This window comes from Streptomyces sp. NPDC055099 (genome assembly GCF_053607685.1).
Genome location: NZ_JBSGUA010000010.1, coordinates 242,071 through 253,762 on the forward strand (window position 1 = coordinate 242,071; position 11,692 = coordinate 253,762).

The window sequence follows — 11,692 nt, forward strand, 5'->3', positions numbered from 1 at the left end:
TCCCCGCCCCGCGCCCCTGACGGGCGCCGCCGCCCCGTCGACCCCTCGTCTGGAAACGGAGCTTTGGTCATGTCAATCGCCTCCTCATCCGAAGTGCTGCGTGCGCCTCTCGTCGTCGAGTTTCCCTTTACGCGGTCCCTCGGGCCCGTGCAGAGTGCCTTTCTGACCGGGCTGCGGGAGCGCACCGTGCTCGGGGTGAAGACCACCGACGGGCGCACCCTCGTCCCGCCCGTCGAGTACGACCCCGTGACCGCCGACGAGATACGCGATCTCGTCGAGGTCGCCGCCACGGGCACCGTCACCACCTGGGCCTGGAACCACGAACCCCGCAGGGGCCAGCCCTTGGACCGTCCATTCGCCTGGGTCCTGGTGAAGCTCGACGGCGCCGACACCGCCCTGCTGCACGCCCTGGACGCGCCGGGCCCCGACGCCGTCAGGACCGGCATGCGCGTCCGCGTCCGCTGGGCCGGCGAACGCGTCGGCGCCATCACCGACATCGCCTGCTTCGAGCCGGACGACGCCCCGGCGGGAGATGAACCCCGGCCGCACGACGGGGAGTTCGACGAACCCGTCACCGGGATCATCGCCGCCGCCCGCCTCGACTACACCTACGCGCCGGGCCGCGCGCAGACCGCCTACATCAAGGCACTCTCCGACCGGAAGACCGTCGGCGAACGCTGCCCCTCCTGCCGCAAGGTCTACGTACCGCCCCGCGGCGCCTGCCCCACCTGCGGCGTCGCCACGACCGAGCGGGTCGAGGTCGGGCCGCGCGGCACCGTCACCACGTACTGCATCGTCAACATCAAGGCGAAGAACCTCGACATCGAAGTGCCCTACGTCTACGCGCACATCGCCCTCGACGGCGCCGACCTCGCCCTGCACGCCCGCATCGCGGGCATCCCCTACGACCAGGTGCGGATGGGGCTTCGCGTCGAGCCGGTGTGGACCGAGGGCGCCCGCTTCCCCGATCACTACCGGCCCACGGGCGAGCCGGACGCCGACTACGACACGTACAAGGAGCTGGTGTAGATGCCGACCGCCAAGCCGTCGGTGATGCGGCCCGTCCGGGACATCGCCATCGTGGCCTTCGGGCAGTCCGACCACCTGCGCTCCACCGACGAGCTCTCCGAGGTGGAGATGCTCATGCCGGTCCTGCACCAGGTCCTGGCCGCCACCGGCCTGAAGACCAGCGACATCGGCTTCACCTGCTCGGGCTCGTCGGACTATCTCGCCGGACGCGCCTTCTCCTTCACGATGGCGCTGGACGGGGTGGGCGCCTGGCCGCCGATCTCCGAGTCGCACGTCGAGATGGACGGGGCGTGGGCGCTGTACGAGGCGTGGACCAAGCTGCTCACCGGCGACGCCGACACCGCGCTTGTGTACTCCTACGGCAAGTCGTCCCCCGGGTCGGTGCGTGACGTGCTGACCCGGCAGCTCGACCCGTACTACGTGGCGCCCCTGTGGCCCGACTCGGTCGCCCTTGCCGCCCTTCAGGCGCAGGCCCTGATCGACGCGGGGGACGCCGACGAGCCCGCGCTCGCCGGGGTCGCGGCGCGCAGCCGCCGGGACGCGTCCGGCAACCCGCACGCGCAACTGCGCGGAGCGGTGCCGCAGGGCGACTACCTCGTACGCCCCCTGCGTACCGGTGACTGCCCGCCCATCGGGGACGGCGCCGCCGCCGTGATCCTCGCGGCGGGGGACCGGGCCCGCGAGCTGTGCGAACGCCCCGCGTGGATACGGGGCATCGACCACCGCATGGAGGCGCACAGCCTGGGCGTGCGCGACCTCACCGACTCGCCGTCCAGCCGCCTGGCCGCCGAGCGCGCCGGAGCCTTCGAACGGCCCGTGGACACCGCCGAGTTGCACGCCCCGTTCAGCTCCCAGGAGCTCGTCCTGCGCAAGGCGCTGAAACTGGGCGACGACGTGGCGGTGAACCCGTCCGGGGGCGCCCTTGCAGCGAACCCCGTCATGGCCGCCGGACTGATCCGGCTCGGCGAGGCCGGCGCCCGCATCCACCGCGGCGAGTCCCACCGGGCCCTCGCGCACGCCACGTCAGGCCCGTGCCTGCAGCAGAACCTGGTCGCCGTCCTCGAAGGAGAGCCGTCATGAGTGGGGTGGGTGGGGCGGGCAAGGAGCCCGTGGCCGTCGTCGGGATCGGCCAGACCAAGCACGTCGCGGCCCGGCGGGACGTGTCGATCGCGGGCCTCGTCCGGGAGGCCGCCCAACAGGCGCTCGCGGACGCCGAATTGACCTGGGCCGACATCGACGCCGTGGTCATCGGCAAGGCGCCGGACTTCTTCGAGGGCGTCATGATGCCCGAGCTGTACCTCGCCGACGCGCTCGGCGCGGTGGGCAAACCCATGCTGCGCGTCCACACCGCGGGCTCCGTCGGCGGCTCCACGGCCCTGGTCGCCGCGAACCTGGTCGCGGGGCGCGTCCACGGCACCGTGCTGACCCTCGCCTTCGAAAAACAGTCGGAATCCAACGCCATGTGGGGGCTCTCCCTCCCCATCCCCTTCCAGCAGCCGCTCCTCGCGGGCGCGGGCGGCTTCTTCGCCCCGCACGTGCGCGCGTACATGCGGCGCACCGGCGCCCCCGACACGGTCGGCTCGCTCGTCGCGTACAAGGACCGCCGCAACGCCCTGAAGAACCCCTACGCCCACCTGCACGAACAGGACATCACCCTGGAGAAGGTGCAGGCATCGCCGATGCTCTGGGACCCGATCCGCTACTCCGAGACCTGCCCGTCGTCCGACGGGGCCTGCGCGATGATCCTCACCGACCGCGCGGGCGCGGCCCGTTCGCCCAGGCCGCCCGCCTGGATGCACGGCGGCGCGATGCGCAGCGAGCCGACGCTCTTCGCGGGCAAGGACTTCGTGTCGCCGCAGGCGGGCAAGGACTGCGCCGCCGACGTCTACCGGCAGGCGGGCGTCAGCGACCCGCGGCGCGACATCGACGCCGTCGAGATGTACGTGCCGTTCTCCTGGTACGAGCCGATGTGGCTGGAGAACCTGGGCTTCGCCGAGGAGGGCGAGGGCTGGAAGCTGACCGAGTCGGGCGTGACGGAGTTGGACGGCGATCTGCCCGTCAACATGTCGGGCGGCGTCCTGTCCACCAATCCCATCGGCGCCTCGGGCATGATCCGCTTCGCCGAAGCGGCACTTCAGGTGCGCGGCCAGGCCGGCGAGCACCAGATCGAGGGAGCCCGCAGGGCGCTCGGACACGCCTACGGAGGCGGCTCGCAGTTCTTCTCCATGTGGCTGGTCGGCGCGGAGCCGCCCACGACGTGACGGGTGTGCCGCGCCGGACGGGCGGGCCTCCTCCGGCCGCGGCCTGTCCGGCACCGGAACCGAAAGCTAGGCTGGCGGGCGGACGACGCATCGGGAGGAGCACGGACGTGGCCGAAGGCACCATTCAGCAGCATCCGCTCGCAGGTCAGCAGCGCCCGCTCGCGGGCTGGGACAAGCCGGAGCTCGACCTCAGCACAGCGGACTGGCAATCGAGCAGCGAGGGGCGGGGTGATGTGGAGATCGCCTTTGTCGAGGGCTTCATCGCGATGCGCAACGCAGGCCGTCCCGAGAGCCCGTCCCTCATCTTCACCCCGGCGGAGTGGGGAGCGTTCGTGCACGGCGCGCGGGCGGGGGAGTTCGACCTGACGTAGGCCGTGTGGGGCGTTGTGACCCCTCGTCTCCGGCTGTCGCCGCCGCTCGCGGCTCGTGCCGTGCTGACCTGGTGACCTCAAAATCCGCCGCCGGCCCGCCTCCCGAACGGGGCGGGCACCGGCAGCGGAGCCGGTCGACCTTGGCCTTGCGCCGGAGACGAGGAAGCCATGAGTGACGACGCCCCCGTTGAACCTGTCGCGGCCGTCGACGCACCTGTCGTCGTGGCCGTCGACGGGTCGGCCGGCAGCGACCACGCCCTGGAATGGGCCCTGACCGCGGCGCGCCTGCGGGACGCGCCGCTGCGGATCGTGCACGTGCGGCAGTACGCGATGCCGCTCGCCGACGGTCCGTACATGCCGGCCATCGACCACCGCCCGGACGCCGACCCGGTCGTCGACCGGGTGCGCGCTTCCCTGGAGGGACGCGCGCAGTTGCCCCCGCTGACCGTCGAGGTCATGGAGGGCACCCCGGGGCGGGACATCCCCCGGCTCGGCGACGAGGCGAGGCTGCTCGTCCTCGGGTCGCGCGGGCGCGGCGGCTTCGCCAGCCTGCTCCTCGGCTCGAACGGCATCGCCAGCGCGCGGGAAGCGGCGTGCCCCGTGGTCGTGGTGAGGCCGGACAAGGAACTCACCGCGGGGGCCGAGCCGTGTGTGGTGCTCGGCCTGGACGCGCTCTCCCCGCACGAGTACACGATCGGCTTCGCCTTCGCGGAAGCGGCTCTGCGCGGCGCGGTGCTCCGGGTCGTGTGCGCCTATCCCGGGCCCGTCCTCGTCTACACCGCCACCGGCGACTTCGTGACCTCGGCGGAGGCGGACGCGGCGACCTCGGCGCAGTACACGGAGCTGGCGGGCGAGCAGCTCGCGCCCTTCCAGGAGCGGTATCCGCACGTGCGCGTCGAGAGGGAGGTTCTGCCCGGGGACGCGGCGGGGCTCCTGGTGGACGCCTCGCGGGAGGCGGAGCTCGTGGTGGTGGGACGACACCACAGCCGCAGGTCGCTGGGGCGGCTGATGGGATCGGTGACCAACGCGGTGCTGCTGCACGCGAAGGGCGCGGTGGCCGTGGTGCCTCCGGAGTCCCGGTAGGCGCGGTCTCACCCTCCGGCCCGGTCCCTGAGCGTCACCGCAGCACCACGCACCCCCGCCCCTCAAGCCTCCGCAGCAGCTCATCCGGCAGGGCGACCTCGTTCCAGCGCAGGTCGAGCTTCTCCAGCGCGGGCAGGTCGCCGATCCAGGACGGGAGCTCTCGCAGCCGGTTGGCCCGCAGATCGAGCCGCCGCAGCAGGGGCAGACCGCGCACCGCCTCGGGGACACTCTCGAACTCGTTCTCCCGCAGCTCCAGTTCGCGCAGCTCACGCAAGCCGCCCAGTGAGTCGGGGAGCGATGTGAGGCAGTTGCCGCGCAGCCACAGCTCACGCAGGGCCTTCAACGCGCCCAGCGACGAAGGCACCGAGGTGAGGCGGTTGTGCTGGGCGCGCAGTTCCACCAGGGCGTCGAGCGAGCCCAGAGTGTCCGGCAGCGCCGTCAGCCGGTTCTCGCCCACGTTGAGATAGGTCAGCCGCCTCAGGTTGCCCAGGGAGTCCGGCAGTGACGTGAGGCGGTTGTCGTGGACGTAGAGGAAGCGGCTCAGGGCGGTCAGATCGCCCAGCTCGGGCGGCAGCTCGGTCAGGGAGTTGTGGCCCAGGTCCAGTGTGTGCAGTGAGGCCAGGGTGCCGATCCGGGCGGGGAGCCGTGTGAGCGCGTTGTCGGGCAGGAGCAGCACCTCCAGGGACGGGTGGTGCCACACCTCGGCGGGGATGTCGCTCAGGCCGCCGTGCCAGTAGTTGAGTACGTTCTCGGAGCCGACCGTCACGTGTGGTCCCTTCGTCCGGGGCGGATGGCCCATGGGATGGATTCTCATGGCCAGGGGATGACCATGACGCATCGCACCGCTGTGGCCGAATCGGCTCCCGGCGGGCCCCACGGGCGTAACCTGAAGTGCCTGAAGTCCAGGGCCCGCGCCGTGAGAAGCGCCCGGCGCACCACCGTGGCGAGGGGTGTCCCATGGTGCAGCACGTGACCCACGGCAAGCGGATCCTCTTCGAGCGTGAAAGTGAACTCGCCGCGGTCGACGAGGCGTTGAGCGAGCTGTGCGGCCTCTCGCGGGACGGCTCCGAGCCGCCGGACAGGCCCCGCGGCGCCCTCATCGCCTTCGCGGGACGGGCGGGCCTCGGCAAGACCTCCCTGCTCGCCGAGGCGCGGCGCCGCGCCGTCGCCAAGGGCTGCACCGTGGCCCCGGCCCGCGGCGGTGACCAGGAGCAGCGCGTCGCCTTCCACGTGGCGCGGCAACTGGTCCAGCCGCTGCTCGCCTCCGTCCCGGACGCGGAACTGCGCGACGTGCTCGGCAGTTGGTACGCCATCGTCGGCCCCGCTCTCGGGCTGTGCGCGCCGCCGGACGACGCGCCGCCCGACCCGCAGGGGCTGCGGGACGGCCTCGACTGGGTGCTCACCCATCTCGCCGTGCAGCGCGCCCCGCTGGTCGTCGTGATCGATGACGCGCACTGGGCCGACGCCGAGTCGCTGAGCTGGCTCTCCGCCTTCGCGCCGCGCGCGGAAGCCCTGCCGCTGCTGCTGATCGTCGCCTACCGGCCCGAGGAACTGCCCGCGCACGCCGAGGAGTTCAGAGGTCTGCCCGGACGTGCCGGGCAGCGGCCCATCGGACTCGAACCGCTCAGCGCCACCGCCGTCGCCCGCCTCGTACGCGACACGCTCGGCGCCCGCGCCGACGACGCGTTCTGCCGCGAGTGCTGGGCGGTGACCGCGGGCAATCCGTTCGAGGCCGTGGAACTGACCGCGAAGGTGCGCGACCGCGGTCTCACGCCGGACGAGGCCGGCGCGCATCTGCTGCGTGATCTCGCCGCGGCCGTCAAGGGCAGCGGCCTCGTCGCCCGCCTGGAGCGCCTTGGCACCTCCACCGTCCGGTTCGCCTGGGCCTGCGCGGTCCTCGGCACCTCGATCTCCCCGGCGCTCGCCGCGGCCGTCGCGGGCATCGGCGAGCGCGAGGCCGCGGACTGCGCGGACCGGCTGCGCCGCGCCCGGGTCCTGACCGGCGCCCGCACCCTGGAGTTCGTGCACCCGCTGATCGCCACCGCCGTCTACCGCGCCATCCCCTGCGGCGTACGCGTCGCCCTGCACGGGCAGGCGGCCTGGACGGTGGTCAACGCGGGACTCGGGGCGTCCGCCGCCGCACGCCATCTCCTGGAGGTCCACCCCGACGGCGACACCTGGGTCGTGCAGCAACTCCGCGCCGCCGCCCGCGAGACCGTCCGCGCGGGCGCCCCCGACGCCGCACGGCGCTATCTGGCCCGCGCCCTGCGTGAGCCCCCGCCCTGGGAGGACCGCGCCGCCGTCCTGTACGAACTGGGCTGTGCGTCCCTCCTGACCGAACCGGCGACCACCGTCAACCACCTGCGCGCCGCGCTCGAAGAGCCCATCACCGACCCCGCCCTGCGCCACGGCATCGTCTACCGCCTCTCCCAGGTCCTCGCCCACTCCGACCGCCTGGGCGAGGCCTCCGACACCCTCGCCCGGGAGATCCGTCTGACCACCGAGCCACGGGTGCGGATCCGGATGCAGGCCGAGCAGTTCATGTGGGACGCCTTCCGGGCCGACGAACCGGACTCGCCCGCCCGTTCACGGCGCCTCGCCCGTCTCGCCGAGCGGCTGCCGGGTCACGACCTCACCGAGCGGTACATCATCGGGCTGCGCGCCTGGGACGCGATGCTGCGCGCGGAACCCGCCGGGACGGCGGTGCGCAACGCCGAGCGTGCCCTGATCGGCGGGCTCGGCTGGGCCGAGGAGGACCGGGGCTTCGAGGTTCCCGTCCTGGTCGCGCTCACCTTCCTGTACGCCGACCGGCCGGGGCGGGCCGAGGAGCTGTTCGCCGACGGGATCGCCGACTTCGAGCGGCAGGGCTGGCGCGGCGCCCATCTGTCGTTCGCGTACACGCTGCTCGGGTATGTCCGTTTCCGCCGCGGGCGCCTCGCCGAGGCCGAGGACTTCGTGCGCGCCGGGCTGCGGATCGCCGAGCGGGTGGGGCCCGGAACCCCCGCCCACTGGTACGCCGTGGGCATCCTCGTCGAGATCCTGCTGGCCCGTGGCCGCGTCGCCGAGGCCACCCGCACCGCGCAGGAGTACGGCTTCGGGGCGCCGTTCCCCGCGGCCGTCGTCTTCCCCGACGCGCAGGCCGTGTACGGCGAACTGCTGCTCGCCCGCGGCCTCACCAAGGACGCCGCCGCCGAACTCGCCGCGGCGGGGCGCCGCCTCGACCCGCGGGGCATGCGCAACCCCGCCTGGTGTCCCTGGCAGCTGCACCTGGCGCTCGCCGAGGCCGAGGACGCCCCCGAGCGTGCGCTGGCCACCGCGTACGAGGCGGTCCGGCGGGCCCGCCGTTTTGCCACCGCGTCGGCGGTCGGGCAGGCGCTGCGGATCACCGCCGAGGTCGCGTCGGGCTCCGCGCGCATCAAGCTCCTGGAGGAGTCCGTCAGCCACCTGGAGCGGTCACCCGCGGCATACGAACTCGCCTGTGCGCTGGTCCGCCTCGGCGCCGAACTGCGACGGGCCGGCCGCCCCAAGGACGCCGCCGACCCCCTCTACCGGGGGTTGGAGGCCGCCGTGCAGTGCGGCGCCGACGGCCTGGTCGAGCAGGCCCGCGACGAACTGGCGGCGGCCGGCCTGCGCCCCCGCCTGCTGCACAGCACCGAGACCGACACGCTCACCGCGCGCGAGCGGACCGCCGCGACGCTCACCGCCCGCGGCGAGTCCGCCGCCCGCGTCGCCGAGGAGCTGCACACCGACGAGCCGACGGTCGTGCGGCTGCTGTCCGCCGTCTACCGGAAAGTGGGAACGGACCGCTCCGGTCTCGCCGCCGCACTCGCGCCCCACGACCCCCGCTGACCTCGCCCTGAACACCGTGCTGCCTGCCGCGCGCCTTGTGCGCGGCGGCGCCGCCCCCGCGCCGACAAGCACCGCGGGCCACGTACCATTGGCGCATGTCCTTCCTCCGCCGCCGCAGCTCCGCCACTCCCGCTGGCCCGGACTTCGACGTCCTCGCCATGGACCCGGGTGACTGGCCCGGCAATCTCGGCGCGGGCCTGCTGCCCGCCCCCGACGGCAGCTGCCAGGGCGTCTTCCTGCGCTACGACCTCTTCGGCGGGCGCGGCCCCGCGATGATCATCGGCAATCTGCCCGAGGGCTCCCCGGCGCGCGACACGGCCGACGACGAGGTGCCCTTCGAGGTGGCCCAGCTGCTGCTCGCGCTGGAGAACGACGAGGAGGTCACCGTCGTCACCACCGAGGACATGCCGGTGATGCAGGGCGACAACCTCCTCATCGTGCGCCGCCTCAAGCTCTCGGAAAGCCGCATCTCCTGCGTGCAGTTCGACCGCAGCGACGGCGTCCTGGTGACCATCGCCGCCTGGGACCGGCCGATCACCGACGATCTGTACGCCCTCCTGAAGCCGCTGCCCGCGGAGCTCTTCCAGCAGGGCTGACACGCAGGGCTGACACGCCCGGCACCGACGCAGGCCACTGGCCCACCCCTCCTGCCGGAGGGGTGGGTTTTGTCATGTGCCTTGCCAGGCCAGTCATCGGACTTTTAACGTGACCGGTCATGACTCCCGGGATCTCGCGAAGAACCACGATGAAGTCCGCCGTAGGCGGAGCAGCCTTACTGGCATCGGGCGGAGGTGCGCTCGCCGGTACCGCGACCGCAGCCGACGGACGACCCGACGGGCGCGATACCTCCGATGAATCGCTGCTCTGGTACACGGCGCCCGCCGCCGACTGGGAACGCGAGGCCCTTCCCATCGGCAACGGCGCACTCGGCGCCATGATCTTCGGCACCCTCGCCTCCGAGCGGCTCCAGTTCAACGAGAAGACCCTGTGGACCGGCGGCCCCGGCTCCCGCGAGGGCTACGACCACGGCAACTGGCGCGAGGCCAGACCCGGCGCCCTCGCCGCGGTACAGAAGGAACTGGACGAGAAAGGCGCGCTCGCCCCCGACGCCGTCGCCGCCGACCTCGGCCAGTCCCGCCGCGGCTACGGCGCCCACCAGACCTTCGGCGACCTGCACCTCGACGTCCCCGGCGCCCCGGCCGGGCCCGACGACACCTATCGCCGCGCCCTCGATCCCCGCACGGGCCTGGCGACCGTCACGTACACCCACCAAAAGGTGCGCCACGAGCGGGAGTTCTTCGCCTCCTACCCTGACGGCGTGCTCGTCGGACGCCTCGGTGCGGACCGCCCCGCGAGCATCACCTGCACCCTGCGTTACACCTCGCCCCGCGCCGACTTCACCGCGAAGGCGGACGGCGACCGGATCGTCGTACGCGGTGAACTCGCCGACAACGGGCTGAAGTTCGAGGCACGGCTGCGCGTCGTGCACCGGGGCGGCACGCGCACGGCCAACGCGGACGGCAGCATCACCGTGACCGGCGCCGACCACGTCTGGTTCGCGCTCGCCGCCGGAACCGACTACGCCGACACCTACCCCGATTTCCGGGGGGACGACCCGCACGCACGCGTCACCGGCACCGTCGACAAGGCCGTCGCCCGCGGCCACGGCGCGCTGCGCGCCCGCCATCTGCGCGACCACCGCGGCCTGTTCGACCGCGTGAGCCTCGACATCGGCCAGGCCGCTCCCGCCGATGTCCCCACCGACCGGCTGCTCAAGGGATACGGGTCAGGTGCGAGCGCGGCCGACCGAGCCCTCGAAGCCCTCTTCTTCCAGTACGGCCGCTACCTCCTCATCGCCTCCTCACGGCCGGGCTCGCTGCCCGCCAACCTCCAGGGCGTGTGGAACAACAGCACGACGCCGCCCTGGTCGGCCGACTACCACACCAACATCAACCTCCAGATGAACTACTGGCTCGCCGAGGCCGCCAACCTTGCCGAGACCACGGCCCCCTACGACCGCTTCGTCGAGGCGTTGCGCGCGCCGGGGCGGCGCACGGCGAAGGAGATGTTCGGTTCGCGGGGCTGGGTGGTGCACAACGAGACCAACCCGTACGGCTTCACCGGCGTCCACGACTGGTCGACCGCCTTCTGGTTCCCCGAGGCCGCCGCCTGGCTCACCGCACAGCTCTACGAGCACTACCGCTTCGGCGGCTCCACGGAGTACCTGCGCACCACCGCCTATCCGGTGATGAAGGAGGCCGCCGAGTTCTGGCTCGACAACCTGCGCACCGACCCCCGCGACGGCACCCTCGTCGTCACCCCCAGCTACTCGCCGGAGCACGGCGACTTCACCGCGGGCGACTCCATGGCCCAGCAGATCGTGCACGACCTGCTCACCAACACCCTGGAAGCGGCCCGCGTGCTCGGCGACTCGGCCGCCTTCCGCGCCGAGCTCGAAAAGACCCTGGGCAAGCTCGACCCCGGCCTGCGCGTCGGCTCCTGGGGCCAGCTCCAGGAGTGGAAGGCCGACCTGGACTCGAGGACGGACGACCACCGGCACGTCTCCCACCTCTACGCCCTGCATCCCGGCCGCCAGATCCAGCCCGGCGGCAAGTGGGCCGACGCCGCGAAGGTCTCCCTGACCGCGCGCGGCGACGGCGGCACCGGCTGGTCCAAGGCGTGGAAGGTCAACTTCTGGGCGCGGCTCCGCGACGGCGACCACGCGCACAAGATGCTCGGCGAGCAGCTCAAGACCTCCACCCTGCCGAACCTCTGGGACACCCATCCGCCGTTCCAGATCGACGGCAACTTCGGGGCCACCTCGGGCATCGTGGAGATGCTCCTGCAGAGCCAGTTCGACGTCATCGAGGTGCTGCCCGCGCTGCCCGCGAGCTGGCCCGAGGGGTCGGTGCGCGGCCTGCGGGCACGCGGCGGGGCGCGCCTCGACATCGAGTGGTCGGGCGGCCGGGCCACCCGCATCGTCCTCACCGCCACCCGCACCCGCGAACTCACCATGCGCAGCGCCCTGTTGAAGGACGGCGAGAAGACCTTCAAGGCACGGGCCGGACAGCGCTACGTCTTCGACTGAGCCCCGCCCGC

9 protein-coding genes are annotated in these 11,692 nt (G+C 72.8%); 8 read left to right on the forward strand and 1 reads right to left on the reverse strand.

Going from position 1 to position 11,692, the window contains the following annotated elements; translation table 11 throughout:
• Positions 1-69: 69 nt before the first annotated feature.
• The 5 genes from ACWFRU_RS24920 to ACWFRU_RS24940 all read left to right on the forward strand — a co-directional run bounded on the left by ACWFRU_RS24920 (position 70) and on the right by ACWFRU_RS24940 (position 4,744).
• Positions 70-1,029 carry a Zn-ribbon domain-containing OB-fold protein gene (locus ACWFRU_RS24920; protein WP_453690379.1) on the forward strand — a complete coding sequence of 320 codons (960 nt, stop codon included), beginning with the start codon at positions 70-72 and terminating at the stop codon, positions 1,027-1,029.
• Complete coding sequence (locus tag ACWFRU_RS24925; protein ID WP_453690380.1) at positions 1,030-2,109, forward strand: thiolase domain-containing protein; 1,080 nt, start codon at positions 1,030-1,032, stop codon at positions 2,107-2,109.
• Complete coding sequence (locus tag ACWFRU_RS24930; RefSeq protein ID WP_453690381.1) at positions 2,106-3,290, forward strand: thiolase domain-containing protein; 1,185 nt, start codon at positions 2,106-2,108, stop codon at positions 3,288-3,290. The genes ACWFRU_RS24925 and ACWFRU_RS24930 overlap by 4 nt, the downstream gene beginning before the upstream one ends.
• Positions 3,291-3,397: 107 nt before the next feature.
• Complete coding sequence (locus ACWFRU_RS24935; RefSeq protein ID WP_336605706.1) at positions 3,398-3,661, forward strand: DUF397 domain-containing protein; 264 nt, start codon at positions 3,398-3,400, stop codon at positions 3,659-3,661.
• Between the two features lie 168 nt (positions 3,662-3,829).
• A complete protein-coding gene (locus tag ACWFRU_RS24940) occupies positions 3,830-4,744 on the forward strand; it encodes a universal stress protein (protein ID WP_453690382.1) in 915 nt (304 codons plus the stop codon).
• Positions 4,745-4,778: 34 nt separating this feature from the next.
• On the opposite strand, the gene ACWFRU_RS24945 is transcribed toward ACWFRU_RS24940, so the two are convergent.
• Positions 4,779-5,543 (reverse strand): leucine-rich repeat domain-containing protein, encoded by a 765-nt coding sequence (locus tag ACWFRU_RS24945; RefSeq protein ID WP_453690383.1) that lies wholly within the window; start codon positions 5,541-5,543, stop codon positions 4,779-4,781.
• A gap of 158 nt (positions 5,544-5,701) precedes the next feature.
• On the opposite strand from ACWFRU_RS24945, the gene ACWFRU_RS24950 reads away from it, so the two are divergent.
• The 3 genes from ACWFRU_RS24950 (at position 5,702) to ACWFRU_RS24960 (ending at position 11,681) form a co-directional block, all read left to right on the forward strand.
• Positions 5,702-8,593, forward strand: a complete 2,892-nt coding sequence (locus tag ACWFRU_RS24950; RefSeq protein ID WP_453690384.1) for an AAA family ATPase — start codon at positions 5,702-5,704, stop codon at positions 8,591-8,593.
• Positions 8,594-8,688: 95 nt separating this feature from the next.
• Complete coding sequence (locus ACWFRU_RS24955; RefSeq protein ID WP_365817703.1) at positions 8,689-9,189, forward strand: hypothetical protein; 501 nt, start codon at positions 8,689-8,691, stop codon at positions 9,187-9,189.
• A 149-nt stretch (positions 9,190-9,338) separates the two neighbouring features.
• Positions 9,339-11,681: a glycoside hydrolase family 95 protein gene (locus ACWFRU_RS24960; RefSeq protein WP_453690385.1), complete on the forward strand. Its 2,343-nt coding sequence runs from the start codon at positions 9,339-9,341 to the stop codon at positions 11,679-11,681.
• Positions 11,682-11,692: the final 11 nt, after the last annotated feature.